Below are 25,233 nucleotides of genomic sequence, written 5' to 3'. Positions count from 1 at the left end.
CCCGCCCCGCCCCGTACGGCAGCATGAGCCACCCGAGCCCCGACCGCACCATCAGGAGGAAGCCCATGGCCGCTCCCACCGCTCCCACCCCGCCGACCGCTCCGCAGCCGGAGATTCTCGCCGCGTTCGAGGCGGCGAAGGGCTTCATGCCGGTCGACGAGGGGCTCGCGCTCTACGGGGCGGCGGTCGAGGCGGCGGGGCTCGGGCTGCCGCTGGTGGAGGTCGGCACCTACTGCGGCCGGTCCACGATCCTGCTCGCGGACGCGGCGCGCGGCGCGGGCGTGATAGCCGTCACCGTCGACCACCACCGGGGCAGCGAGGAGCAGCAGCCGGGCTGGGAGTACCACGACACGACGGTCGTCGACCCCGAGGCCGGCCGGATGGACACGCTGCCCACGTTCCGCCGCACCCTGCACGCCGCGGGCCTGGAGGAGCATGTGATCGCCCTGGTGGGCCGGTCTCCGCAGGCCGCGGCCCTCTGGCAGGCGCCGGTGGGCCTGGTGTTCATCGACGGCGGGCACACCGACGAGCACGCCGGCGCCGACTACGAGGGCTGGGCGCCGCATCTCGCACCCGGCGGCCTCCTGGTCATCCACGACGTCTTCGCCGACCCGGCGGACGGCGGCCAGGCCCCGTACCGCATCTACCGCCGGGCCCTGGAGTCCGGCGCCTTCACCGAGGTCGCGGCGCACCGTTCGCTGCATGTGCTGCGGCGTACCGGGTCCGGGATCTGAGCAGGCCACGCGGAGGCCGGGCTACGATCGCGGACGTGTCGAACGGCAGTACATTCCCCCCGCACCGCCGCCTGCGCGGCACCACCGTCCTCGTCGTCCTGGCTGCCGTCCTGGTGGCCGCCGGCGCGGGCTATCTGGCCCTCCGGTCGCTGAGAGGCAACGGCGGTGAGCCGCCACGGGCCGCGCACCCCGCGCCTAGCGGGTCCGCCGACGGCAGCAAGGCCGCTCACGGCGGCGGCACGCCGCGGAAGAACGGCGGCAAGGACGGCAAGGGCGACGGGGGCAGCAAGGGGAACCCGCACGGCAGCCTCAAGGGGATGACCGTGGTCCTCGACCCCGGGCACAATCCGCACAACCGCGATCACGGCCGGGAGATCGCCCACCTGGTGAACATCGGCAACGACCGCAAGGAGTGCGACACCACCGGCACCTCCACCAACGCCGGTTACGCCGAGGCGTCCTTCACCCTGGACGTCGCCCGCCGGGCCCGCACCCTCCTGCAGAACGAGGGCGCCAAGGTCGTCTTCACCCAGGACGGCGACCGCCCCTACGGCCCGTGCGTGGACGAGCGCGCCGCCACCGGGAACAAGAAGCACGCCGACGCCGCGGTCTCCATTCACGCGGACGGTTCGGCCGTCGGCAACCGCGGTTTCCATGTCATCCTCCCCGCTCGCGTCAGGGCGGGCGCGGCCGACACCTCCGCGATCGTCGCGCCCTCGCGCCGGCTGGGCGAGCGGCTGGCCGGACGCTTCGTCGCGGTCACCGGAAGCGCGCCGTCCAATTACATCGGCGGCGGCACGGGACTTGACGTACGCTCCGATCTCGGCGGACTCAACCTCTCCACGGTGCCGAAGGTGTTCATCGAGTGCGGCAATATGCGCGACCCGAAGGACGCCGCGCATTTGACCGACGCACAGTGGCGGCAAAAGGCGGCGCGCGGGATCACCGAGGGCATTACGGACTTCCTGACGAGCTGACGACCCGACCAGCCGGCGAAGCCCCGGATACCGTCGTCGCGGGGCATCCCTACGGCACCTTGTACGGCATTCCGTACGAGAACCGATACCAAGAAGACGGCCCGGCGGATTCGGCGATAGGTTCCCCTTTACGATGGGGCCCTGCCGTGCCTCGCACCGCGCGCGCCAGCGACAGCGTCGACCCGTTCCACGAAAACAACAAAGGACCCTTTACGTGAACATCCGCTCCCTCACTCGAGGCGACGGCGTGGTGATCGGAGCAGCGGTGTTGCTGTTCATCGCCTCGTTCCTCAACTTCGTCTCCGCGAGCTGCCCCGGAGACTGCGGCACCGACAACGGCAAGCTGCCCAACGGCTGGGACTCCAGCATCTTCCCCGTCCTCCCCTCGATCTTTCTCGCCGGCATCATCGCCGCGGTGCTGATCGTCGTCGGCCGCGGGCTGGGCGACCGCAAGTTCCTCGGCCTGGAGCTCGGCCAGCTGGGCACCGGTTTCGCCCTGTTCGCCGCCTGGTCCTCGCTGTGGACGCTGTTCGACGGTCCGCTGCGCGGCAGCGGCGGCGGCTACAGCATCAGCCTCGGCGTCGGCGGCATCCTCGCCTTCATCGCCCTGCTGGCGATGGCCGGTGCTGCGGTGGCCACCGGCCAGGTGCCCGCGCTCAAGGCCCAGCTGATCCCGGACAAGCCGGCCGGCGGCCCCTCTCCGTACGGCGTGAACCCCAACCCCGGCTACGGCTACCCCGGCGCCCAGCAGCAGCAGCCCCAGCCCGGCCAGGGCTACGGCTACCCGGCCGCCCAGCAGCAGCCGCAGCCCGGCCAGCCCCAGCCCGGTCAGCCCTACGGCCAGCAGCCCCCGGCCGACGCCACGGCCGGCGGCCCGCAGGGTGCGGCGGCCCCGGCGGGTGCCACCCAGGCGGCCGGCGGCCAGGCCGACTTCGCGCCGTTCTGGTTCGCGGTGCCCGTCGCCCGTCCGCTCTACGGCGAGGACGGCTCCCCGGCGCCGATCGCCGAACTGGCGCCCGGCACCTGGTACCTGGCGGTCGAGCAGCGCGGCCAGGCCCTGATCGCGCAGACCCAGGATGGCCGGCGCGGTGTCCTGCAGGACACCACCGGCATCCAGCGCGGCTGACACCGGACGCACGCGGCTGACACCGGACGCAACAGTTCGGACGCACACGGTCCTTTCGCGGCCCCTCGCCCCTCACGGGCGGGGGGCCGTTGCCATGTCCGCGGCCCGGTCGTACAGTTCGCGGACACGGGATATCTGACGTAGCGTCAGGAAATCGCTGTCGTGGTCACCGTCACTGTCACCGTCACTGTCACCGTCACTGTCACCGTCGTCGGAGAGAGGCGATCCTGTGCGACTCGGTCTGGCACTGGGCTACTGGGGCCGCGGCCCCGACCCCCGGCACCTCGAACTCGCCCGCGAGGCCGAGCGGCTGGGCTATGACTCGGTATGGACCGCGGAGGCCTGGGGCTCGGACGCCTTCACCGCGCTGACCTGGATCGCCGCCCACACCTCCCGTATCAAACTCGGCACCGGCATCGCCCAGATGGCCGCCCGCACCCCCACCGCCACCGCCATGCACGCGCTCACCCTCGACCATCTCTCCGGCGGCCGGATGCTACTGGGGCTGGGGCTGTCCGGGCCGCAGGTCGTCGAGGGGTGGTACGGGCGGCCGTTCCCCAGGAGTCCGCTGACCGCGACCCGCGAATATGTGGCGGTGATCCGCCAAGTGCTGCGCAGGGAGGGCCCGGTGGAGGCGGACGGGCTCTTCCACCCGCACCCCTACCGCGGCGCGGACGGCACCGGCCTCGGCAAGCCGCTCAAGCCCATCACACATCCGCTGCGCGCCCACCTGCCGCTCCTCCTGGGCGCCGAGGGCCCCAAGAACATCGCCCAGACGGCCCGGATCGCCGACGGCTGGCTGCCGCTGTACTGGTCACCGTTGCGCGGCGACGTCTATCAGGCATCCCTGAAGGACGCCCCGGACGGCTTCCTCATCGCCCCCATGGCGCGCGCCGTGGTCTGCGACGACATCGCCGAGGGGCTGCTGCCGGTCAAGGCGATGCTCGGCTTCTACATCGGCGGGATGGGGCACGCGGCCAAGAACTTCCACGCCGACCTGATGGCCCGGATGGGATACGAGGCCGAGGCACGCCGGATCCAGGAGATGTTCCTCCAGGGGCGCAAGGAGGAGGCGGTGCTGGCCGTACCGGATGCCTTCGCGGACGAGATCTCGCTGGTCGGTCCGCGCGAACGGATCGCGGAGCGGCTGGAGTTGTGGCGCCGGGGGCCGGTCACCGACCTGCTGGTCACCGCCCCGGACCCGCACACGCTACGGGTCCTGGCCGAACTGAACTCCTGACGGCGGCGCCCGCCCCTCAGCCGCCCAGTTGCGAGAGGGACGGGACCTTGTCCGTCACCTGGGCGCCCGCGCTCTTGCCCGCCCCCTTGACGTCGTTGATGACGTTCTGGAACGAGCCGACATCGGTGCCGTTCACCTCGCCCTTGCGCAGTTTGGTGCCCAGGTTCTTGAGCGAGTCGATGCCGCTGGAGAGCGGGGCGACGGCCTTGGACAGCGTCGGGTCGCCCTTGGCGTTGGTCACGGCGGCCTTGAGCCTGTTGTAGGTGAACACACCCGCCAGCCCCGCCTTGACCAGCGCGAACGTCCGCCCGTCCGCGCCTTTCTTGAACTTGCCGGCCCGGAACGGCTTGACGATCCACTGGTAGGTGGCGCCCGCCGCCAGGCCCGCGTTGGTGACGAACCGCGTTTTGGCGAACTTCTGCCGCTCCGCGGAGCTGGTGCCGCTGGGCGTCGTACCGGAACCCGTCGACTTGTCCTTGGGCCCGCAGGCCGCGGTGCCCAGCGTCAGGGTGCAGGCCAGCAGCAGCGCGGCGGCGGCCCGGCGCAGGGGCCGGCGGGCATCGGTACGGGGCGGGGAGAAGGGCACGGCACGCCTCCGGCGGGCTCGGTCGTCTGCGGTCACACGTCCGCAGCCTGACCCGCCCGCCGGACCGCCGCCACCCGGCGCCCGCCGAACAGGCGAGCCGGGGGCCGGGTGCCGGACAGGCCCTAGCGGCAGCAGTCGGGGGCGAGGCCCTCCGGCAGCCGTTCCCCGCCGAACACCGACGTGGTCGCCTCGTCGCCGCCCAGCGCGGCCACGGCGAGCAGCATCGAACCGGCGGTCCAGGAGGTCAGCTCGCGCGGCCAGATCGCGTCGTCCTCGAAGACATAGCCGGTCCAGTACATGCCGTCCTCGGCGCGCAGATGCTGGATCCACTTGAGGATCTGCACCGCCCGCTCCGACTCCCCCATCGCCCACAGTGCCAGCGCCAGCTCCGCGCTCTCGCCGCCGGTGACCCAGGGGTTGGGCAGCACACAGCGCACGCCCAGGCCCGGTACGACGAAGCGGTCCCAGCCCTCGTCGATGCGGGCCACGGCGTCCGCGCCGCGCACCGCGCCGCCCAGGACCGGGTAGTACCAGTCCATGGAGTAGCGGGCCTTGTCCAGGAACCGTTCGGGGTGGCTGCGTAGCGCATGGCCCAGGCGGCCGACGGCCAGCTCCCAGTCGGGCTGCGGCTCCTCGCGCTGGTCGGCGAGGGCGAGCGCGCAGCGCAGTGCCTGGTAGACGGAGGACGAGCCGGTCAGGAGCGCGTCGTTGACGGGGGTGCCGTCGTCCTCGCGCTTCCAGCCGATCTCGCCGCCGGGCTGCTGCAGCTCCAGGACGTACTCGATGGCCGCGTAGACGGCGGGCCACATCCGGTCGAGGAAGGTCTCGTCGCCGGTGGACAGGAAGTGGTGCCAGACACCGACCGCTATATAGGCGCAGAAGTTGGTCTCCCGGCCGCGGTCGGTGGGCGCCCCGGCGTCGCCGTCGGCGTAGGCCGCGTACCAGGAGCCGTCGGGATTCTGATGCCGTACCAGCCAGTCGTAGGCGGCCTCGGCGCGCTCGTGTTCACCGGCCGCGTCCAGGGCCATGGCGGCCTCGGTGTGGTCCCACGGGTCGAGGTGATGGCCGCGGAACCACGGGATCGCGCCGTCCTCGCGCTGGGTCGCCAGGATGCCCGCGACCGTACGCGCCGCCTGTTCGGCGGTGAGCACCCCCGGCAGGACGAGGCGTTCGGTACGCCCGGGACTCGTCACTTGGCGGCCCCGGCGGAGGTCTTGGCGGAGGTCTTGGCGGCACGCTTGGCGGCGGGCTTGGCGGTCTTCTTCGCGGCGGGCTCGGCGGTCTCCTCGGCGGCGGGCGCGGCGGCCGTCCCGGGAAGGTGCGGCTTGGTGGCGTAGGCGACGAAGCTCTTGCCGATGACGGGGTTGAGCGCCTGCTCGGCGAGCCGGGTGGCCAGCGGCTTCTTCATGATGTCCCAGACCAGCAGCTTGTGGTACGCCTTCACCGGCAGCGCCTTGTCGTTGTCCACGCCGAACGCGCACTTGAGCCACCAGTAGGGGCTGTGCAGGCCGTGCGCGTGGTGGGTCCCGTACGGCTCGAGCCCCGCCTCCCGCATCTTGCCGAGCAGTTCGTCACCGCGGTAGATGCGGATATGGCCACCCTCGACCTCGTGGTAGGCGTCGCTGAGCGCCCAGCAGATCTTCTCGGGGCCGTAGCGGGGGACGGTGATGGCGATCCGGCCGCCGGGCCGCAGGACGCGGACCATCTCGGCGAGTACGCCCTTGTCGTCCGGGATGTGCTCCATGACCTCGGAGATGATTACGACGTCGAAGCTGTCGTCGGGGAAGGGCAGGGCCAGCGCGTCGCCCTCCATGGCGGTGGCGGAGGCCCCGGCCGGGGCCTCGCCGGCTTCCTTCATCGCGGCGAACCACTTGGCGACCTCGCGGATCTCCTCGCCGTTCTGGTCGAGGGCGACGACCTGCGCGCCGCGCCGGTAACACTCGAAGGCGTGCCGGCCGGCGCCGCAGCCCAGGTCGAGTACGCGGTCGCCCGGGGCGAGCGGGAAGCGGGAAAAGTCGACGGTCAGCACGGCGTTCAGCTTTCGTCCGGCGGTTGGTGGCGGTGGTGGCTGCGAAGGGGGTGCTAGGTGCGGCGGGCGGCGGCGGTCCGGCCGCCCTGGAGGGCGATGGCCTCGCGGTAGCGCTCGGCGGTGCCGATGGCGGCCTGCCGCCAGGTGAAGCGGGCCAGGACGCGTTCCCGGCCGGACACGCCGAGGCGCCGGCGGAGCGTGGCGTCGCCCAGGAGGCGGAGCAGCCCGGCGGCGAGCGCACCGGCGTCGCCCGGGGGCACCGCCAGGCAGGTCTCGCCGTCGGGGCCGGCGACCTCGGGGATCGCGCCGCCGGTGGTGGCCAGCAGCGGCGTCCCGGTGGCCATCGCCTCGGCGGCGGGCAGCGAGAAGCCCTCGTAGAGGGAGGGGACGCAGGCGATCTGGGCGCCGCGGACCAGGTCGACGAGTTCGGCGTCGGTGATGCCCTTGACGAACTCGATGGCGCCGGACAGGCCGAGCCGTTCGATGGCGGCCGCGACCGGCCCGTCGTCGGCGCGCCTGCCGACGACCACCAGGTGCGCTTCGGGATTCTCGGTGCGGACCTTGGCGAGCGCCTCGACGAGGTGGATCAGTCCCTTGAGGGGGACGTCGGCGCTGGAGGTGGTGACGATCCGGCCCGGCACCTCGGGGACGGCCGGGTCGGGCGAGAAGAGGTCGGTGTCGGCACCGATGTGCACGACGTGGATCCGGCCGGGGTGCACGCCGAGGTCGTCGACGATCTCCTGGCGGGAGGAGCCGGAGACGGTGAGCACCGAGGGCAGCCGGCGGGCGACGCGCTTCTGCATCCGGGTGAAGCCGTACCAGCGGCGGACGGACGCGCGGCGCTTCCAGCCGTCGGCGGCGTCCAGGTCGAGGCGCCGGTCGACGGTGATGGGGTGGTGGATGGTGGTCACCAGCGGGGCGCCGAGCGCGCCGGGGCCGCCGAGCAGGCCGTAGCCGAGGGTCTGGTTGTCGTGGACGACGTCGAACCGGCCGCGGCGGGCGGCGAGATGGCGCCGGGCGCGCAGCGAGAAGGTCAGCGGTTCGGGGAAGCCGCCGGTCCACATCGTGCCGACCTCGAGGGCGTCGATCCAGTCGCGGTACTCGCCGCGCCCCGGCGTACGGAACGGGTCGGGCTGGCGGTAGAGGTCGAGGCTGGGCAGCTCGGTGAGCGGCACTCCCTCGTCGAGGACGGGGTAGGGCTGGGCGCCGATGACCTCGACGCTGTGGCCGAGCCGCGCAAGCTCGCGCGAGAGGTGCCGTACGTAGACACCCTGTCCGCCGCAGAACGGGTTCCCCTTATAGGTGAGCATCGCGATGCTCAGGGGGCGGTCACCGTCGGTCGGGGCGGAGGCCGAGAGGGCCTCTGCCGGGCGGGGCGCGGCTGCCTGGACGGCCTCTGCGGTCACGCTCGGCCCCCTTCTCACTGGACTTTCGCCGGAGCGTAACCGCTGGCGGTAATCTAGAACAAGTTTCAGAACTGATCGGCCGACGATTGGCTACTGATCAGTTCAGGAAGCCTCGAATCTACCGGCCGAGCACGACGCGAACAGAGGCGCACCAGGTGATTCGCGCCACGACCCGACCCCTGCCATGCTGTGCCGATCACACCACCGGCACCTACCGCATCGCGGACGGAAGCCACGGAATGGGACATATGACTACGGAATCCAAGGCGGCCAAGCCGGCGCTTCCCGCGAGTCCTCCCCTGACCGAGCGTCAGGAGGCCCGGCGCCGCCGCATCCTGCACACCAGCGCCAAGCTGGCCGGCCGTGGCGGCTTCGACGCCGTGCAGATGCGGGAAGTCGCCGAGCTCTCGGGCGTCGCGCTCGGCACCCTCTACCGCTACTTCCCCTCCAAGGTGCATCTGCTGGTCGCCACCATGCAGGACCAGCTCCAGCACATGCACGAGACGCTGCGCAAGCGCCCGCCGTCGGAGGAGGACCCGGGCGCGCGGGTCGCCCAGACCCTGATGCGGGCGTTCCGCGCCCTGCAGCGGGAGCCGCATCTGGCGGACGCCATGGTGCGCGCACTGACCTTCGCCGACCGCTCCGTGAGCCCCGAGGTGGACACCGTCTCCCGGCTGACCACCGCGATCATCCTCGACGCGATGGGCCTGGACGGTCCCCCCACCCCCGAACAGCTCTCGGCGGTCCGGGTCATCGAGCACACCTGGCACTCGGCGCTGATCACCTGGCTGTCGGGGCGGGCCTCCATCGCCCAGGTGAAAATCGACATCGAGACGGTGTGCCGACTGATCGCGGTCACGGCGCCGGGGGCGCGGGACTGAAGGCCGGGGGGCGAGGGCGAGCGGTCCGGGGCCCCGCCTCGCCCCCTCACTCAGTCCTCCGGCGGGAAGACCGCCTCACCGCTGTCCGCGTCGGTGATGAGGATCGCCTCGACCGGACACCCCTCGGCCGCCGCCAGCACGCCCTCGGAGGCGTCCGCATCCGGTGCCACCGGATGCGACTGCCGCGCCGGGTCCAGCCGGAAGCCGTCCGGCGCCGCGGCCGCGCACATGCCGGACCCGATGCACACGCTCCGGTCCACCTCCACCCGCCAGCGGTCCCCCATCACGCACCCGCCGGCAGATGGATCATCTTGTGCTCCAGATACTCGCCGAAACCCTCCGGCCCGAACTCCCGCCCGATCCCGGAGTTCTTGTAGCCGCCGAACGGGCCGAGCATGTCGATACTGAAGGTGTTGACCGAATACGTACCGGTGCGCACCTGCCGCGCGATCTCGATGCCGCGGTCGACGTCGGCCGTCCACACCGAGCCGGAGAGCCCGTAGTCGGAGTCGTTGGCGATCCGTACCGCCTCCGCCTCGTCGTCGTACGGCAGCAGGCAGATGACCGGCCCGAAGATCTCCTCGCGGGCGATCCGCATGGAGTTGGCGACGTCGCCGAAGAGGGTCGGCTCGACGTACCAGCCGGTGGCCTGCTCCTTCGGCCGGCCGCCGCCGGTCAGGACCTTGGCGCCCTCCCGCTGACCGAGCGCGATGTAGTCCAGCGAGCGCTGCTGCTGGCGGCGGGCGACCAGCGGGCCCAGTTCCGTGGCCGGATCGAGTGGGTCACCGACCTTCAGCGCGGCCGCCGCCGCGGTGAACCGTTCGGCGATCTCGTCGTAGCGGCTGCGCGGCGCGAGGATCCGCGTCTGGGCCACACAGGCCTGGCCGTTGATCATCCAGGCGAACGGCACGATGCCGGCCACCGCCGCGTCCAGATCCGCGTCCGGCAGGATCACCGCCGCGGACTTGCCGCCCAGTTCGAGGGTGACCCGGCTGAGATTGCGGGCCGCCACCTCCATGACCCGCTTGCCCGCCGCCACCGACCCGGTGAACGACACCTTGTCCACGCCGGGGTGCCCGACCAGGTACTCGCTCACCTCGCGGTCCGCGGGCAGGATCGACAGCACGCCCTCCGGCAGCCCGGCCTCGGTCGCGATCTCCGCGAGGACGTACGCATCGAGCGGGGTCTCCGGCGACACCTTCAGCACCACCGAACAGCCGGCCAGCAGCGCCGGCGCGAGCTTGGCGGCGGCGGTGAACTGCGGGACGTTCCACGGCACCACGGCCGCGACCACGCCGGCCGGCTCGCGCCGTACCAGCAGCGGCCCCAGCACCCCGGCCCGCCGCTCCTCGAAGGGGAAGTCGCGGGCCACCGTGAGCATCGCGTCCCACACCAGCATCGCGGCCAGCGACTGCACCATGACGCCGGAGGTGAACGGGGTCCCGTTCTGCGAGCCAATGATCCTGGCGAGCTCCTCGCTGCGCACCGCGATGGCGTCCTTGATACGGGTCACCACCGCGATCCGGTCCTCCAGAGGGGCGTTCGCCCAGACCCCGGACTCGAAGGACGTACGGGCCGCGGCCACCGCACGGTCGACATCGGCCCGCGAGGCGTGCGGGACGCGGCCGATGACCTGTTCGGTGTGTGGTGAGACGACCTCGATCGTGTCGCTGCCGGCCGGATCGACCAGCTCACCGCCTATGTAGAGCTTTCCGTGCTCGACCAGGTCGTCGCTCATCGCTGCCGCCTCCCGACGGGTTCGGAGGGTTCCTGCCCTGGGTGCTGTGCCGGTTCCGCCCACTGCACAGGAACTGATACCAGTTCTAGTTGGAGGAGTCCACGGCACCGACCGAATCCCAACTCCCTCTCCACCGGAGTAACTTCCGGCCGCTTTGAAACCAGTTCTAGTTATAGTGACGTGGTACGGCACACCGAGAGGGGACCGGGATGAGGGCTCAGGTGACCGATCACAAGGGCGGGGTGTGGAGCATCGCCGTTCCCATCCCGGACAACCCGCTCGGCCACACCCTCGTACACCTCCTGGAGACCGGCCGCGGGCCGGTGCTGATCGACACCGGCTGGGACGACCCGGACTCCTGGGACATCCTCGTCGCGGGAGTCGCCGCCTGCGGCTTCGGCATCGCCGATATCCACGGCGTACTGATCACCCACCACCATCCCGATCACCACGGGCTGTCGGCCAAGGTGCGGGAGGCGTCCGGCGCCTGGATCGCGATGCATGCGGCCGATACGGCGGTGGTCCGGCGCACCCGGGAGGCCGTACCGGGCCAGTGGCTCGACTACCTGCTCGCCAAGCTCACGACGGCGGGGGCGCCGGAGGATCATCTGGCGCCGCTGCGCGAGGCGCGGGCCGGCGGGCGCGGCCGGAAGCTGCCCGGCCGGCGGGCGGCGCTGCCGGACCGTGAGATCGAGCCCGGTGAACTGCTGGATCTGCCGGGGCGGCGGCTGCGCGCCATCTGGACGCCGGGGCATACGCCGGGGCATGTGTGTCTGCATCTGGAGGAGGAGCACCCGGGGGCGGGGGCCGGGCCTTCGCGACGGGCCGGCGGCTTCGGGCGGCTCTTCTCCGGCGATCATCTTCTCCCCGGCATCACACCGCACATCGGTCTGTACGAGGACCCGGCCGATGCCACTGTCACCGACCCTCCCCCAAGCTCTCAACTCCGTTCGAGCAGCGGGGACCCCCTCGGCGACTATCTCGACTCCCTGGAGCGGATCGCGCGCCTGGCGCCCGCCGAGGTGCTGCCCGCCCATCAGCATGCGTTCGGCGACGCGGAGGGACGCGTACGCGAGCTCATCGCTCACCACGAGGAGCGGCTGTCCGGATTGAGAGCACTGCTCCGCGAACCGCTCACCACATGGCAGCTCGCCGAGTCCATGGAGTGGAACCGCCCCTGGGAACAGATCCCCTACAGCTCCCGGAACATCGCCGTCTCGGAGGCCGAGGCGCATCTGCGGCGCCTGGTGAAGCTGGGGCACGCCGAGATGATCCCGGGCTCCGACCCCGCGACCTATCTGGCCGTGTGAGGACCATCGGCCGTCGTCCCCGGCGGCGGTGACTTCCGCAACAGCGCGATCACGGCCGTGGGCGGCGCGCTGCCGTCGACGGGGCGGTCGGGGCCCGGACAGCGGGCCCGGACAGCGGGGCGTTCGGCGCCGTACGGGAGGGTGAGGTGCCGCCGGCCGCCGGTTAGGGTGTGCGGGACAACTTCATCCGTGCCCGATCGGGGGAAGCCGGTGCAAATCCGGCGCTGACCCTCCCCCAAGCTCTCGGCTTCGCTCGAGCCCGGGGGCACCCCCATCCGTGAGGGCGGCCCGGCCGTCCGAGCCGGAACACCCGCTGGGGCACGGCCAAGGCTCCCGCCACCGAGGCCGCCCCCGGCGGTCGGTGTGCGGCACCGTCGAGGTATACGGAGCTGAGCCCGGTGCCACCGCATGCGATCCGCCGGTCGCCGCGCGGGTGGTCGGCCGAGCGCGGCTGCGTACACCGCTGCGAACCGACCCGAGAGGCACCGACCCGATGGCCACCATGGCTCCCATGGCGCATTCCCTCGCCGTCCTGGCACGCCGCGCCGCCCCGGCGCTGGCCACCGCGGCCCTGCTGGGCGCGACCGCTGCCCCCGCCGCGTACGCCGACGCCGCCGCCCCGTCCGCGTCGCCGGCGAAGCTGCCGGCCGGGCTGTACGGGACCAAGGACCCGCAGTACGACGGTGTCTGGCGGCAGTCGCTGGCGCTGCTGGCCCAGAACACCGCGGGCGTGCGGCCCGCGGCGTCCGGCATCGACTGGCTCACCGGGCAGCAGTGCGCCGACGGTTCGTTCACCGCCTTCCGTGCCGATCCGGGCAAGGCCTGCGATGCCAAGACGATGCGGGACACCAACCAGACGAGCGCCGCGGTGCAGGCGCTGGCCGCGCTCGGCGGGCACGACGACGCCGTCAAGAAGGCCGTCGGCTGGCTGAAGTCCGTGCAGAACAAGGACGGCAGCTGGAGCTCCCTGCCCGGCTCGGCCGGCGACGCCAACTCCACCTCGGTGGTCATCGGCGCGCTCGCCTCCGCCGGCCAGAAGCCCGCGTCCGTCACCGCGAAGAAGAGCGGCAAGAGCCCCTACGACGCCCTGCTCGCCTTCCAGCTGGGCTGTGACGCCAAGGAGGGCGAGCGCGGTGCGTTCGCCTTCCAGCCCAAGGACGGCAAGCTGGCCCCGAACGACGACGCCACCGCGGCCGCCGCGCTGGGCGCCCTGGGCAAGGGCTTTGTCGTGGTGCCCGCGGGCAAGGAAGTGAACGAGCCGGTCGAGGCGCTGACCTGCAAGGACGGCAAGCCCGGCGCGAAGAACGACCCGGATCGGGCCGCGTCGGCCGCGGACGCCTACCTCGTCGGGCAGCTCGATGCGCACGGGCAGCATCTGCTGTCCGTGATGCCGGGCGCGGAGCAGCAGCCCGATGTCGGCAACACGGCGGATGCGGTCGTGGCGCTGGCGGCCGGTTCGCACGGCGCCGCCGCGCAGAAGCCCCTGAAGTGGCTGCAGAAGCACTCGGCGGACTGGGCGAAGCAAAGCGGTCCGGCCGCGTACGCCCAGTTGGTGCTGGCCGCGCACGCCACCGGTGCCGACCCGCGGTCCTTCGGCGGCACCGACCTGGTGGCCGCGCTGAACGCCACCGGGCCCAAGCCGGCCGGCAGCGCGGCGCCGTCGGCCGCCCCGGAGAAGGACGCCGAGGACAACGACAACGGCATCAGCGTGTGGTGGATCATCGGCATCGGGCTCGCCTTCGGTGCCGGTATCGGCTTCCTGATCAGCGGCCGCAGGAAGAACCAGCCGTGAGGGAACCGGCTGTGGCCGGACCGGCCGGCCGGCGGCGGACCGGTCCCCTGCGGCCCCGTACGGCCCTCGGCGCGCTGCTGCTGGCCGGTGCGGTCACCGCCGGCGCGGCCGCGCCCGCACAGGCGCAGGAGTACCGGTACTGGTCGTTCTGGGACAGCAAGGGCGGCTCCTGGTCGTACGCGTCCGAGGGCCCGGCCACCATGCGCCCGGCCGACGGCGCCGTCCAGGGCTTCCGCTTCACCGTCAGCGCCGACTCCGCCGCGGCCGCCAAGCCGCGCGCCGCCGCCGACTTCGACGCGCTGTGCCACGGCACGCCCGCCAAGGCCGGCAGCAAACGGATCGGCGTCGTCATCGACTTCGGCACCACGGCGGACGCGCCCGACGGCGAGGCGCCGCCCAAGGCCCGTACGGCATGCGCCCGGGTGCCCGAGGACGGCTCGGCGGGCGATGCGCTGGCCGCGGTCGCCCGGCAGCTGCGCTACGACTCCAACGCGCTGCTGTGCGCGATAGCCGGCTACCCGAAATCGGGGTGTGCGGACCAGGTGGGCGGGTCGAAGGAACCCCGTCACCCGGCGTCGCCGGCCTCGGGGAAGGCGGCGGACGAGGACGGCGGGGGCCCCTCGGCCGGGCTGCTCGGCGGCATCGCGGCCGTCGTCGTACTGGGCGCGGCCGCCGTGTGGCAGGCACGCCGCCGGCGCGGATGAGCGCCCCGCAGACGACCCGTGGCAACGCGCTGCACGCCGGCGCGTGGTGGCTGTGGGCGCTCGGCCTGGCGACCGCGGCCTCCCGGACCACCAATCCGCTGCTGCTCGGGCTGCTGGTCGGCGTGGCCGGGTATGTCGTCGCGGCCCGCCGTACCCACGCGCCGTGGGCCCGCTCCTACGGCGCGTTCGTCAAGCTCGGTCTGCTGGTGATCGTCATCCGGCTGGTCTTCGCCTTCGTCCTCGGCTCGCCGGTCCCCGGTACGCACACCCTGGTCACGCTGCCCGAACTGCCGCTTCCCGACTGGGCGAAGGGGGTACGGATCGGCGGCCGGGTCACCGCGGAGGGCATGGTTTTCGCCCTCTACGACGGGCTGAAGCTGGCCACCCTGCTGATCTGCGTCGGCGCCGCCAACGCCCTCGCCAACCCCGCCCGGCTCCTGAAGTCCCTGCCCGGCGCGCTGTACGAGGCGGGCGTCGCGGTGGTCGTCGCGATGACCTTCGCGCCGAACCTGGTCGCCGATGTGCAGCGGCTGCGGGCGGCCCGGCGGCTGCGCGGCCGCCCCGACCGCGGGTTCACGGCGCTGCTCCAAGTGGGGCTGCCGGTGCTGGAGGGCGCGCTGGAGCGGTCCGTCGCGCTGGCCGCGGCGATGGACGCCCGCGGCTACGGCCGCAGCGCCCAGGTCCCGCCCGCCGTACGGCACACCACGTCCGTCCTCACCCTCGGCGGGCTGCTCGGCGTCTGCGCCGGCACCTACGGGCTGCTGTCGGACACCGGCGCAGGTTACGGGCTGCCGGTGCTGCTCACCGGGCTCGCGGCCGCGCTCGCCGGGCTCCGGCTCGGCGGCCGGCGCTCCGTACGCACCCGCTACCGGCCCGAGCGCTGGGGACTGCGCGCCTGGCTGGTCGCCGGCTCCGGCATCGCCGTGGCCGCCCTGATGATCTGGGCCACCGCCTACGCGCCCGCCGCCCTCCACCCGCCCGCCGTCCCCCTCACCGCCCCGGTCCTCCCCCTCTGGCCGGCCGCCTCCCTCCTCCTCGGTCTGCTGCCGGCGTTCGTCGCCCCACTGCCGCCCGGGACGGAACGCGGCACCGACGGCGGGGCGGAACGCGAGACGCAACGCGGGGCGCGGGCGGAGCGGCCGCGTGCCGGGGGGACCGGGGCCGGGTCCGTAACCGAGGCACCGCAGCCCTCCGCACCGTTGAAGAAGGAGCCCAACCAGTGATCCGGTTCGAGCAGGTCTCGGTCACCTACGGGGACGCCGCGGCGCCCGCCGTCCAGGGCATCGACCTGACCGTCCCCGAGGGCGAACTGTGCCTGCTGGTCGGCCCCTCCGGCGTCGGCAAGTCCACCGTCCTGAACGCCGTCTGCGGGCTCGTACCGCACTTCACCGGCGGGACCCTGCGCGGCCGCGTCACCGTCGACGGCCGCGACACCCGCACCCACAAGCCGCGCGAACTCGCCGATGTCGTCGGCACCGTGGGCCAGGACCCGCTCTCCCATTTCGTCACCGACACCGTCGAGGACGAGCTCGCCTACGGCATGGAATCGCTCGGCCTCGCCGCGGACGTGATGCGCCGCCGCGTCGAGGAAACCCTGGACCTCCTGGGCCTGGCCGACCTCCGCGACCGTGCCATCACCACCCTCTCCGGCGGCCAGATGCAGCGGGTGGCGATCGGCTCGGTCCTCACCACCCACCCCAAGGTCCTGGTCCTGGACGAGCCGACCTCGGCCCTCGACCCGGCCGCCGCCGAAGAGGTCCTCGCCGTCCTCCAGCGCCTGGTCCACGACCTCGGTACGACGGTCCTGCTGGCCGAACACCGCCTGGAGCGCGTCGTCCAGTACGCGGACCAGGTCATCCTGCTGCCCTCCCCCGGCGCGGCCCCGCTGATGGGCGACCCCGCCGACATCATGGCCGTCTCCCCCGTACACCCGCCGGTCGTGGCCCTCGGCCGCCTGGCCCACTGGTCCCCGCTGCCGCTGTCCGTACGCGACGCCCGCCGCAAGGCGGCAGCGCTCCGCGAGCGGCTGGCGGACGTGTCACCTGATGGTGTGGGGGGTTCTGACGGGGGGCGCGGTCCTGGTGGTGCGTCGAGTCCTGGTGATGTGCCCCCCGGCCCCTCTGCGGTGGTCTCGGGGCTCGGCGTCCGGCGAGGGCGAATCGATGCCCTGCACCGTGTGGACCTCACCGTTCAACCGGGCGAGACCCTCGCCCTGATGGGCCGCAACGGTGCGGGCAAGTCCACGCTCCTCACCACCCTCGTCGGCATGCACGAACCGTCCTCCGGCACGGTCCGCGTCGGCGGCGTCACTCCGCACCGCACCGGTCCCCGCACCCTCCTCAAGCACGTCGGCCTCGTCCCCCAGGAACCCCGCGACCTCCTCTACGCCGACACCGTCGCCGCCGAATGCGCCGCCGCCGACCACGACGCGGGCGCCGCCGCGGGCACCTGCCGGGAGCTCGTCACCCGGCTGCTGCCCGACGTGCCGGACTCCGTCCACCCCCGCGACCTCTCCGAGGGCCAACGCCTCGCCCTCGCCCTCGCGGTCGTCCTCACCGCCGGTCCGCCGCTCCTCCTTCTCGACGAGCCCACCCGCGGCCTGGACTACGCCGCGAAGGCCCGGCTGATCGGCATACTGCGCACCCTGGCCACCGAAGGGCACGCCATCGTCCTGGCCACCCATGACGTCGAACTGGCCGCTGAACTCTCCCATCGCGTCGTGATCCTCGCCGACGGCGAGATCGTCGCCGACGGCCCCACCAGCGAGGTCGTGGTTTCCTCCCCCTCCTTCGCCCCTCAGGTCTCCAAGGTCCTCGCACCTCTCCCCTACCTGACCGTCCCCCAGGTCGCCCACGCCCTGGAGGCCACCCCATGACCCGGTCCACCACCGACTCCCCTGCCGGGCGCGAGCCGGGGCCCGACGCACCGCGCCGCGGCCGCCGCCCGGCCGGGCAGCCGACCACCGGCCGCCAGGCCCGCGCCGTACGCCTCGGCCCCCGCTCCATCGCCGCCCTGGCCCTCATCTCGGCCATCGGCGTCATGGCGTTCGGCTGGCCGCTGCTCGCCGACTCCGCCTCCGGGCTCGCCCATTCCAAGGACGCGCCGTGGCTCTTCGCCGCGCTGCTGCCGATGCTGCTCGCCGTGGTCGTGGCGACCATCGCCGACGCCGGACTGGATGCCAAGGCCATCGCCATGCTCGGCGTACTGGCCGCGGCGGGGGCCACCATGCGCCCCCTGGGTGCGGGCACCGCCGGCATCGAGCCGATGTTCTTCCTGATGGTGCTGGCCGGCCGGGTGCTCGGCCCCGGTTTCGGCTTCGTCCTGGGTTCCGTGGCGATGTTCGCCTCGGCACTGCTGACCGGCGGTGTCGGCCCCTGGATGCCGTTCCAGATGCTGACCATGGGCTGGGTGTCCATGGGCGCGGGCCTGCTGCCCGGCCCCGACCGGCTGCGCGGCCGCCGCGAACTGGCCCTGCTGTCCGTCTACGGAGCGGTCTCCGCCGTCCTCTACGGCCTGATCATGAATCTCCAGGGCTGGCCGTACATCGCCGGAATGACCTCAGGAGTCTCCTTCGTCCCGGGGGACCCGCTCAACGAAAACCTCGCCCGCTTCCTCGCCTACTGCCTTGCCACGTCCCTCGGCTGGGACCTCCCCCGAGCCCTGGTCACCGTGATCCTCACGTTCACCCTCGGCGGCACCATCCTCAAGGCCCTTCGCCGCGCCACCCGACGCGCCGCCTTCGACACCCCCGTCTCCTTCACTCCCTGAGGCCGGCGCCCGCCCGAGGCGCGGCGAGTTCTTCGCAGCACCCCTTTCGACCGGCCGTCCGGTCTGCACAGCTCACATACAGGCGGGGATTTCCCTACAACCGCTGGATGATCGTCCCCGTCGCGAGCGCGCCCCCCGCGCACATCGTGATCAGCGCGAACTCCTTGTCCCTGCGCTCGAGTTCATGCAGTGCGGTCGTGATGAGGCGGGCACCGGTGGCTCCGACCGGGTGGCCGAGGGCGATGGCACCGCCGTTCACATTCACCTTCTCCAGGTCCTGTTCGAAGACCTGGGCCCATGAGAGGACGACGGACGCGAAGGCCTCGTTGATCTCGACGAGGTCGATGTCCCTGAGGGACATACCGGCCTTGCCGAGTACGGCGCGGGTCGCGTCGATGGGTCCGTCGAGGTGGAAGTGCGGATCGGAGCCGACCAGCGCCTGGGCCACGATCCGCGCCCGCGGCTTGAGTTTGAGGGCCCGCGCCATGCGCTTGGAGGCCCACATCACCGCGCTCGCGCCGTCGGAGATCTGTGAGGAGTTGCCCGCGGTGTGGACGGCGGTCGGCATCACCGGCTTGAGGCCGCCGAGTGCGTCCATGGTGGTGTCGCGCAGCCCCTCGTCGCGGTCGACCAGCCGCCACATGCCCTGGCCCGCGGCCTGTTCGTCCTCGGTGGTGGGGACCTGGACGGCGAAGGTCTCACGTTTGAAGCGTTCCTCGGACCAGGCGACGGCCGCCCGTTCCTGTGAGATCAGGCCGAGCGAGTCGACGTTCTCGCGGGTCAGGCCGCGGTTGCGGGCGATGCGTTCGGCCGCCTCGAACTGGTTGGGCAGGTCGACGTTCCACTCGTCGGGCCAGGGCTTGCCGGGGCCGTGCTTGGAGCCGCTGCCCAGCGGCACCCGGGACATCGCCTCGACGCCACAGCCGATGCCGATGTCGATCACGCCGCCCGCGATCATGTTGGCGACCATGTGGTTGGCCTGCTGGGAGGACCCGCACTGGCAGTCCACGGTGGTGGCCGCGGTCTCGTACGGGAGGCCCATCGTGAGCCAGGCGTTGCGCGCGGGGTTCATGGACTGCTCGCCGGCGTGGGTGACGGTGCCGCCGACGATCTGCTCGATGCAGTCGGGCTGGATGGCGGTGCGCGCGAGGAGTTCGCGGTAGGTCTCGCCCAGGAGGTAGGCGGGGTGAAGGTTGGCGAGAGCGCCTCCGCGCTTGCCGATGGGGGTGCGTACGGCTTCGACGATGACGGGTTCCGCGGCCATGACTGACTCGTCCTCTCCTCGCGTCCGCGGGGCGTCCCGGCACCCACGGAAGAAGAACTAGTACGCGTTCTACTTCTACAAACAGTCTTATGAGACCCGCCCCGGGGCGCAAGGGTCGTGCACCACCCTTGTCCGCAACAGGTCTCGCCGCGACCCTTGCCACTTATAGAACTCGTTACTACCTTCACCGCGACCAACACACCTGATGCACCGTCAGAATTCAGCACTCTCGGATGTCAGATGGACCAGGAGTCGCCCATGTCATGCCCAGCGTTGCCCGAGGGGTTCGACTTCACCGACCCCGACGTCTACCAAAACCGCGTCCCGCTCCCGGAGTTCGCGCAGCTGCGGCAGACCGCTCCCGTGTGGTGGAACGCCCAGCCGCATGGCATCGCAGGCTTCGGCGACGACGGCTACTGGGTCGTCACCCGCCACGAGGACGTCAAGGAGGTGTCCACCAAGCCGGACATCTTCTCCGCCAACCTCAACACCTCGATCATCCGCTTCAACGAGTCCATGACCCGCGACCAGATCGACGTACAGAAGCTGATCATGCTGAACATGGACCCGCCGGAGCACACCCGGGTCCGTCAGATCGTGCAGCGCGGCTTCACCCCGCGGGCCATCCGCGCCCTGGAGGATGCGCTGCGCCACCGGGCGGCGCGGATCGTCGACGAGGCGCGGCAGAAGGGGTCCGGGGACTTCGTCACGGACATCGCCTGCGAACTCCCCCTCCAGGCCATCGCCGAACTCATCGGCATTCCCCAGGACGACCGGGCCCGCATCTTCGACTGGTCGAACAAGATGATCGCGTACGACGATCCGGAACTGGCCATCACCGAGGAGGTCGGCACCAACGCGGCCATGGAGCTGATCTCGTACGCGATGAACCTCGCCGCGGCACGCAAGGAGTGTCCGGCCAAGGACATCGTCAGCCGGCTGGTCGCGGCGGAGGACGAGGGCAACCTCGGGTCCGACGAATTCGGCTTCTTCGTCCTGCTGTTGGCCGTCGCCGGCAACGAGACGACCCGGAACGCCATCACGCACGGCATGCATGCCTTCCTCACCCACCCCGACCAGTGGGAGCTCTACAAACGCGAGCGCCCCGCGACCGCGGCAGAGGAGATCGTGCGGTGGGGGACGCCGGTGGTCTCCTTCCAGCGGACCGCCACCCAGGACACCGAACTGGGCGGCTCGAAGATCAAGCAGGGGCAGCGGGTCGGCATTTTCTACTCTTCCGCCAACAACGACCCGGAGGTCTTCGACCGCCCAGAGGTCTTCGACATCACCCGCGACCCCAATCCCCACCTGGGATTCGGGGGCGGCGGCCCGCACTTCTGCCTCGGCAAGTCCCTCGCGGTCCTGGAGATCAACCTGATCTTCGATGCCATCGCGGACGCCCTGCCCGGCATCTCCTTGGCGGGCGACCCGCGCCGGCTCCGCTCCGCCTGGCTCAACGGCGTCAAGGAGCTGCAGGTGCGGTACGGGTGACGCAGGACGGCCGGCGACGCAGGACAGCCGGCGCAGTACGGCCGATGCAGTACGCCGATGCAGTACGGCTGACACGGTGCGGGCGGCGCAGTACCTCCCCATGGCGGGGCGGCTGCCCGGCCGCTCAGTGTGCGGTGAAGCCGGCGGCCGCCAGGGCCACCAGTGCCGCCACGGCCACCATTGCGCTGAGGCAGGCCGTGATCAGGCGTCGCCGCAGGGCCTGGTACGCGCCGTCGTATTCGGCCCGCAGCGAGGCGCTGCGGACGGCGATGCGTTCCAGATAGGCCTGCGACGTGTCCCGCTGGTCCTGGCAATAGCGCAGTTCCACCTCCCTGCGCTGGGTATCGGTCAGCCACGGCAGACCGGCACAGAATGCGTCCGCCCGGGTGCGTGCCCGCTCCTTCTCCGCCTCCCAGAGCAGATATCCCTCGATCTCGTTGATGAATTCTCCCGCTTCGTTCATCCGCATTCCCTCGCTCATCGGCGCGCCCCGATCTCGGGGGCACGGGCGACCGCCACCTCGCGCGCGATCTCCGGGTGGTGCAGGTCGAACGCCGGGGATTCGGAGCGGATACGGGGCAGCGTACGGAAGTTGTGCCGCGGCGGGGGGCAGGAGGTCGCCCATTCCAGCGAACGGCCGTATCCCCAGGGGTCGTCGGACTCGACCTTCTTGCCGTACTTGGCGGTCTTCCAGACGTTGTAGAAGAACGGCAGGATCGACAGGCCGAGGAGGAAGGAGAAGATGCTGGAGACGGTGTTGAGGGTGGTGAAGCCGTCGGCGGCCAGGTAATCGGGGATACGGCGCAGCATGCCTCCCGCGCCGAGCCAGTGCTGGACGAGAAAGGTGCCGTGGAAGCCGGTGAACAGCGTCCAGAAGGTGATCTTGCCGAGGCGTTCGTCCAGCATCTTGCCGGTGAACTTCGGCCACCAGAAGTGGAAGCCGGCGAACATCGCGAAGACGACCGTGCCGAAGACGACATAGTGGAAGTGCGCCACGACGAAGTACGAGTCGGAGACGTGGAAGTCCATCGGCGGCGAGGCCAGGATGACGCCGGTCAGACCACCGAAGACGAAGGTGATCAGGAAGCCGACCGTCCACAGCATCGGCGTTTCGAAGGACAGTGAGCCCTTCCACATCGTGCCGATCCAGTTGAAGAACTTCACACCGGTCGGGACCGCGATCAGGAACGTCATGAAGGAGAAGAACGGCAGTAGCACGCCGCCTGTCACATACATGTGGTGCGCCCACACCGTGACCGAAAGGCCGGCAATCGAAATCGTCGCCGCGATCAGACCGATGTAACCGAACATCGGCTTCCGGGAGAACACCGGAATGACCTCGGAAATGATGCCGAAGAACGGCAGCGCAATGATGTACACCTCTGGATGGCCGAAGAACCAGAAGAGGTGCTGCCAGAGCAACGCTCCGCCATTTGCCGCATCGAATACATGGGCACCGAATTTACGGTCCGCCTCCAGGGCGAACAGCGCGGCGGCCAGCACCGGGAAGGCCAGCAGGACCAGCACACCGGTCAGCAGGACGTTCCAGGTGAAGATCGGCATCCGGAACATCGTCATGCCCGGCGCGCGCATGCAGATGATCGTGGTGATGAAGTTGACCGAACCGAGGATCGTGCCGAAGCCGGAGAAGGCCAGACCCATGATCCACATATCGGAGCCGATACCGGGGGAATGCACGGCGTCAGAGAGCGGCGCATACGCGAACCAGCCGAAATCCGCGGCTCCTTGCGGGGTGAGGAAACCGCCCACCGCGATCAGTGAACCGAAGAGGTAGAGCCAGTAGGCGAGCATGTTCAGCCGCGGGAACGCCACATCCGGTGCGCCGATCTGCAGCGGCATGATCCAGTTCGCGAACCCGGCGAACAGCGGCGTCGCGAACATCAGCAGCATGATCGTGCCGTGCATCGTGAACGCCTGGTTGAACTGCTCGTTGGACATGATCTGGTGGCCGGGGCGGGCCAGTTCGGCGCGCATGAGCAGCGCCAGCAGGCCACCGACGCAGAAGAAGGCGAATGCGGTGACCAGGTAGAGCGTGCCGATGGTTTTGTGGTCGGTGGTCGTCAGCCACTTCACCGTTGACTGTTTCGCGGGGGACTGCCGGGACGTGGGAGCCGTCGTGAGGACCTTCATGCCCGGTAGGTGTCCGGGAGCCCGGAAATATTCACCGGTACGGGGTGTGAAGATCGGGGCCATGCCGGACACCAACGGTTCATGAGCACGGACGACGCCTTCGCCGATGCCTATCGCGCGCACTACTGGGCGGTCAGCCGCTTTGTGGCGCGGCGGCTGGACGGGCAGGCACATGAGGTGGAGGAAGTGGTGACGGAGGTCTTCTCCATAGCCTGGAGACGCCGCGCCGAACTTCCCCACGCCCCGCTGCCGTGGCTGTACGGGGTGGCCCGGAACTGCCTGGCCAACACGGTGCGCGGGCTCGGGCGTTACCGGCGGCTGCTGCACCGGATCGGCAACCACGAGGCGGCACATCGCAAGCAGACGGTGGACAGCCCGGACACGGAACGGCCCGGCTCCTGGGTGCACGACGTGCTGGCCCGCCTCTCGGCCGCCGACCAGGAGGTGCTGCGGCTGACGGCCTGGGAGGAGCTGACCGTCGAGGAGCTGGCGGTGACGCTGGGGTGCGGCCCGAGCGCGGCGGCCATGCGGCTGCACCGTGCGCGGCGGCGGCTTCGCGCGGAGATCGACCGTATGCGGATGACCGTGTCCGTACGAGCAGGAGGCGACCGCAATGAGTGACGAACTGGATCTGCTGCGCGCGGCCAATCCCGTACGGGCCGGCGAAGGCCCCTGGCGAGACCGCCCCCTGGACACCCGCGCCGAACGCGGCCTCAACCGCCTGCTGCACAGCAAGCGGACGAAGAAGGCCAGGCGGCGCCTCGTCCTGCGGGCCGAAGCGGCGGTGCTCGCCCTCGGCGCCGTGCTCGCCTTCACCTTCTCCGACGCCGGCACCAGCACGGCCGTGGCGATGCCCGTCGCGCTCGCCGCGCATGCCGATGCGCCCTCCGTGTCGCTGACCGAGCTCGCCCGTAGGGCGCAGGCCAGGGCGCGGACGGCCGGCGCCGCGGACGGGCCGCACCGGGGCAGCCATCTGCAGAGCTGGCAGATGAGCATGGAGGCGGGCCCCGGGGCCGCGCGGCCCGTGACCGTGCCCGAGGAGCGCCTCACCCGCTGGCGCGCGGACGGCAGCGGCTCCGAACTGGTCGTGGCCACCGACCCGCGGCATCCCGGCCGTCCGGTGATCGACGACACCGGTGGCAGCTGGCGCACCGTCAATGACGGCAAGGTGCTGCACCGAAAGACCTATCCGGCGGGTTCCGGAGGGCATCGCAGCCTCGCCGCCCGTACGAGGCCGCCGACCGATCCCCAGGCACTGCGCGACCAGCTCGCCGCGCTGTACGGGGGCGCGGGCAGCGAGACGCCGCAACTGCTCATGGCGCTCTCGTCGTTGCTCGAGGAATGGACTCCGGGGCCGCGGGAGACCGCGGCCATCGTCCAGGTGCTGGCCGATGCGGACGGGCTGCGTCCGGCGGGCGCGGTCACCGACCGCCTGGGGCGCCGCGGCCAGGCATTCCTCTACGACGGCCCGGACGGCGGCATGAACGCCACCCGGCAGATGGTGATCCTCGACCCCCGGACCGGGCAACTCCTGGGCAGCGAGGTCACCTTCACCAAGGACCTGCCCGAATTCCGGGTCAGGTCGGGGGAAGTGCTGTCGTACGAGGCGTGGATGCCGTGACCCGTAGCCGGTAACCCGTAATCCGCCGCACCCGCGCCCCGCCCCTTACCGCCGCGCCCAAGTGGCGGGGCCTGCGCGGATGACCGATCCTTGAGGAACGCGACGATCCATCGGCGCGGTGGCCCGGTGGGCCGCCGCGCCGTTTTTCTGCCCGGAACCATGACGCGTGGGGCGTGCCGCGCGTCACAGAGCGTCATGGTTGCAGCGAATCGCCGCGAGATGGATCACAGACGGAAGTCCCCCGGAAATCCGTCCGAGAGCGCGTTTGCCCAGCAAGGAGCGGGTATACGACCCACCGCGCGGTCATCCGTGCACCGTCCGTGATGACCCGGTCTGCCCCTATGGTCGACCTTTGCTCCCGTGTCACTCCATGGCGCCGGCGGGCAATGTCATGCAGTCGTCCAAGAGAGCGCAG

Annotated in this window: 23 protein-coding genes; 14 read left to right on the top strand and 9 right to left on the bottom strand. The window is 71.5% G+C overall.

The window, feature by feature from the left end:
• The first annotated feature begins 65 nt into the window (after positions 1–65).
• From ACZ4S3_RS04515 to ACZ4S3_RS04500, 4 genes are all read left to right on the top strand, one after another.
• Positions 66–734 (top strand): class I SAM-dependent methyltransferase, encoded by a 669-nt coding sequence (locus ACZ4S3_RS04515; protein ID WP_467925592.1) that lies wholly within the window; start codon positions 66–68, stop codon positions 732–734.
• A gap of 35 nt (positions 735–769) precedes the next feature.
• Positions 770–1,711, top strand: coding sequence for an N-acetylmuramoyl-L-alanine amidase (locus ACZ4S3_RS04510; protein WP_467925590.1), 942 nt, complete (start codon positions 770–772; stop codon positions 1,709–1,711).
• 214 nt (positions 1,712–1,925) lie between these two features.
• The gene (locus tag ACZ4S3_RS04505; RefSeq protein WP_467925588.1) at positions 1,926–2,837 is read left to right on the top strand and encodes a hypothetical protein; all 912 of its coding nucleotides are present in this window, start codon (positions 1,926–1,928) and stop codon (positions 2,835–2,837) included.
• A 229-nt stretch (positions 2,838–3,066) separates the two neighbouring features.
• Complete coding sequence (locus ACZ4S3_RS04500) at positions 3,067–4,077, top strand: LLM class F420-dependent oxidoreductase (protein WP_467925586.1); 1,011 nt, start codon at positions 3,067–3,069, stop codon at positions 4,075–4,077.
• A 16-nt stretch (positions 4,078–4,093) separates the two neighbouring features.
• Here the strand turns inward: ACZ4S3_RS04500 and ACZ4S3_RS04495 are convergent, their stop codons facing one another.
• The 4 genes from ACZ4S3_RS04495 to ACZ4S3_RS04480 all read right to left on the bottom strand — a co-directional run bounded on the left by ACZ4S3_RS04495 (position 4,094) and on the right by ACZ4S3_RS04480 (position 8,098).
• Positions 4,094–4,663, bottom strand: coding sequence for a hypothetical protein (locus tag ACZ4S3_RS04495; protein ID WP_467925585.1), 570 nt, complete (start codon positions 4,661–4,663; stop codon positions 4,094–4,096).
• Between the two features lie 122 nt (positions 4,664–4,785).
• On the bottom strand, positions 4,786–5,856 hold the full coding sequence (locus ACZ4S3_RS04490) for a prenyltransferase/squalene oxidase repeat-containing protein (protein ID WP_467925583.1): 1,071 nt from the start codon (positions 5,854–5,856) through the stop codon (positions 4,786–4,788).
• A complete protein-coding gene (locus ACZ4S3_RS04485; protein ID WP_467925581.1) occupies positions 5,853–6,692 on the bottom strand; it encodes a class I SAM-dependent methyltransferase in 840 nt (279 codons plus the stop codon). The genes ACZ4S3_RS04490 and ACZ4S3_RS04485 overlap by 4 nt, the downstream gene beginning before the upstream one ends.
• Before the next feature lie 53 nt (positions 6,693–6,745).
• Positions 6,746–8,098 (bottom strand): glycosyltransferase family 4 protein, encoded by a 1,353-nt coding sequence (locus ACZ4S3_RS04480; RefSeq protein WP_467925579.1) that lies wholly within the window; start codon positions 8,096–8,098, stop codon positions 6,746–6,748.
• 248 nt (positions 8,099–8,346) lie between these two features.
• On the opposite strand from ACZ4S3_RS04480, the gene ACZ4S3_RS04475 reads away from it, so the two are divergent.
• Positions 8,347–8,979, top strand: coding sequence for a TetR family transcriptional regulator (locus ACZ4S3_RS04475; RefSeq protein ID WP_467925577.1), 633 nt, complete (start codon positions 8,347–8,349; stop codon positions 8,977–8,979).
• Between the two features lie 50 nt (positions 8,980–9,029).
• Here ACZ4S3_RS04475 and ACZ4S3_RS04470 read toward each other — a convergent pair whose 3' ends face one another.
• On the bottom strand, positions 9,030–9,263 hold the full coding sequence (locus tag ACZ4S3_RS04470; protein ID WP_467925575.1) for a ferredoxin: 234 nt from the start codon (positions 9,261–9,263) through the stop codon (positions 9,030–9,032).
• Entirely contained in the window at positions 9,263–10,717 is a 1,455-nt protein-coding gene (locus tag ACZ4S3_RS04465) for an aldehyde dehydrogenase (protein ID WP_467925573.1), read from the bottom strand. The genes ACZ4S3_RS04470 and ACZ4S3_RS04465 overlap by 1 nt, the downstream gene beginning before the upstream one ends.
• 209 nt (positions 10,718–10,926) lie before the next feature.
• On the opposite strand from ACZ4S3_RS04465, the gene ACZ4S3_RS04460 reads away from it, so the two are divergent.
• The 6 genes from ACZ4S3_RS04460 to ACZ4S3_RS04435 all read left to right on the top strand — a co-directional run bounded on the left by ACZ4S3_RS04460 (position 10,927) and on the right by ACZ4S3_RS04435 (position 18,291).
• Positions 10,927–12,027, top strand: a complete 1,101-nt coding sequence (locus tag ACZ4S3_RS04460; protein ID WP_467925571.1) for an MBL fold metallo-hydrolase — start codon at positions 10,927–10,929, stop codon at positions 12,025–12,027.
• Positions 12,028–12,538: 511 nt separating this feature from the next.
• Positions 12,539–13,819: a prenyltransferase/squalene oxidase repeat-containing protein gene (locus tag ACZ4S3_RS04455; protein WP_467925569.1), complete on the top strand. Its 1,281-nt coding sequence runs from the start codon at positions 12,539–12,541 to the stop codon at positions 13,817–13,819.
• A complete protein-coding gene (locus ACZ4S3_RS04450; RefSeq protein WP_467925567.1) occupies positions 13,816–14,523 on the top strand; it encodes an SCO2322 family protein in 708 nt (235 codons plus the stop codon). Before ACZ4S3_RS04455 ends, ACZ4S3_RS04450 begins: the two co-directional genes overlap by 4 nt.
• Positions 14,520–15,746, top strand: coding sequence for a CbiQ family ECF transporter T component (locus ACZ4S3_RS04445; protein WP_467925565.1), 1,227 nt, complete (start codon positions 14,520–14,522; stop codon positions 15,744–15,746). Before ACZ4S3_RS04450 ends, ACZ4S3_RS04445 begins: the two co-directional genes overlap by 4 nt.
• Entirely contained in the window at positions 15,743–17,398 is a 1,656-nt protein-coding gene (locus ACZ4S3_RS04440; RefSeq protein ID WP_467925563.1) for an ABC transporter ATP-binding protein, read from the top strand. The genes ACZ4S3_RS04445 and ACZ4S3_RS04440 overlap by 4 nt, the downstream gene beginning before the upstream one ends.
• The gene (locus ACZ4S3_RS04435) at positions 17,395–18,291 is read left to right on the top strand and encodes an ECF transporter S component (protein WP_467925561.1); all 897 of its coding nucleotides are present in this window, start codon (positions 17,395–17,397) and stop codon (positions 18,289–18,291) included. The genes ACZ4S3_RS04440 and ACZ4S3_RS04435 overlap by 4 nt, the downstream gene beginning before the upstream one ends.
• Before the next feature lie 94 nt (positions 18,292–18,385).
• Here ACZ4S3_RS04435 and ACZ4S3_RS04430 read toward each other — a convergent pair whose 3' ends face one another.
• Complete coding sequence (locus tag ACZ4S3_RS04430) at positions 18,386–19,555, bottom strand: steroid 3-ketoacyl-CoA thiolase (RefSeq protein WP_467925558.1); 1,170 nt, start codon at positions 19,553–19,555, stop codon at positions 18,386–18,388.
• Positions 19,556–19,813: 258 nt separating this feature from the next.
• On the opposite strand from ACZ4S3_RS04430, the gene ACZ4S3_RS04425 reads away from it, so the two are divergent.
• Positions 19,814–21,046, top strand: coding sequence for a cytochrome P450 (locus tag ACZ4S3_RS04425; protein ID WP_467925556.1), 1,233 nt, complete (start codon positions 19,814–19,816; stop codon positions 21,044–21,046).
• Positions 21,047–21,170: 124 nt separating this feature from the next.
• Here ACZ4S3_RS04425 and ACZ4S3_RS04420 read toward each other — a convergent pair whose 3' ends face one another.
• Positions 21,171–21,509, bottom strand: a complete 339-nt coding sequence (locus ACZ4S3_RS04420; RefSeq protein ID WP_467925553.1) for a hypothetical protein — start codon at positions 21,507–21,509, stop codon at positions 21,171–21,173.
• 14 nt (positions 21,510–21,523) lie between these two features.
• A complete protein-coding gene (ctaD, locus tag ACZ4S3_RS04415; protein WP_467925550.1) occupies positions 21,524–23,197 on the bottom strand; it encodes an aa3-type cytochrome oxidase subunit I in 1,674 nt (557 codons plus the stop codon).
• An 81-nt stretch (positions 23,198–23,278) separates the two neighbouring features.
• Between ctaD and ACZ4S3_RS04410 the strand changes: the two genes are divergently transcribed.
• Positions 23,279–23,818 carry an RNA polymerase sigma factor gene (locus tag ACZ4S3_RS04410; protein WP_467925548.1) on the top strand — a complete coding sequence of 180 codons (540 nt, stop codon included), beginning with the start codon at positions 23,279–23,281 and terminating at the stop codon, positions 23,816–23,818.
• On the top strand, positions 23,811–24,818 hold the full coding sequence (locus ACZ4S3_RS04405) for a CU044_5270 family protein (RefSeq protein ID WP_467925546.1): 1,008 nt from the start codon (positions 23,811–23,813) through the stop codon (positions 24,816–24,818). The genes ACZ4S3_RS04410 and ACZ4S3_RS04405 overlap by 8 nt, the downstream gene beginning before the upstream one ends.
• Positions 24,819–25,233 lie beyond the last annotated feature (415 nt).

The sequence above is a fragment of the Streptomyces sp. NPDC028368 genome, assembly GCF_055565615.1.
Note: the sequence above shows the minus strand (reverse complement) of the source record. Positions and strands in the feature narration are given on the sequence as shown.

Coding starts and splice junctions, on each gene's coding strand:
- ACZ4S3_RS04515 (WP_467925592.1), top strand. CDS start 66: ATGGCCGCTCCCACCGCTCCCACCCCGCCGACCGCTCCGCAGCCGGAG.
- ACZ4S3_RS04475 (WP_467925577.1), top strand. CDS start 8,347: ATGACTACGGAATCCAAGGCGGCCAAGCCGGCGCTTCCCGCGAGTCCT.
- ACZ4S3_RS04470 (WP_467925575.1), bottom strand. CDS start 9,263: ATGGGGGACCGCTGGCGGGTGGAGGTGGACCGGAGCGTGTGCATCGGG.
- ACZ4S3_RS04465 (WP_467925573.1), bottom strand. CDS start 10,717: ATGAGCGACGACCTGGTCGAGCACGGAAAGCTCTACATAGGCGGTGAG.
- ACZ4S3_RS04460 (WP_467925571.1), top strand. CDS start 10,927: ATGAGGGCTCAGGTGACCGATCACAAGGGCGGGGTGTGGAGCATCGCC.
- ACZ4S3_RS04455 (WP_467925569.1), top strand. CDS start 12,539: ATGGCGCATTCCCTCGCCGTCCTGGCACGCCGCGCCGCCCCGGCGCTG.
- ACZ4S3_RS04445 (WP_467925565.1), top strand. CDS start 14,520: ATGAGCGCCCCGCAGACGACCCGTGGCAACGCGCTGCACGCCGGCGCG.
- ACZ4S3_RS04435 (WP_467925561.1), top strand. CDS start 17,395: ATGACCCGGTCCACCACCGACTCCCCTGCCGGGCGCGAGCCGGGGCCC.
- ACZ4S3_RS04430 (WP_467925558.1), bottom strand. CDS start 19,555: ATGGCCGCGGAACCCGTCATCGTCGAAGCCGTACGCACCCCCATCGGC.
- ACZ4S3_RS04425 (WP_467925556.1), top strand. CDS start 19,814: ATGTCATGCCCAGCGTTGCCCGAGGGGTTCGACTTCACCGACCCCGAC.
- ACZ4S3_RS04420 (WP_467925553.1), bottom strand. CDS start 21,509: ATGAACGAAGCGGGAGAATTCATCAACGAGATCGAGGGATATCTGCTC.
- ctaD (WP_467925550.1), bottom strand. CDS start 23,197: ATGAAGGTCCTCACGACGGCTCCCACGTCCCGGCAGTCCCCCGCGAAA.
- ACZ4S3_RS04410 (WP_467925548.1), top strand. CDS start 23,279: ATGAGCACGGACGACGCCTTCGCCGATGCCTATCGCGCGCACTACTGG.
- ACZ4S3_RS04405 (WP_467925546.1), top strand. CDS start 23,811: ATGAGTGACGAACTGGATCTGCTGCGCGCGGCCAATCCCGTACGGGCC.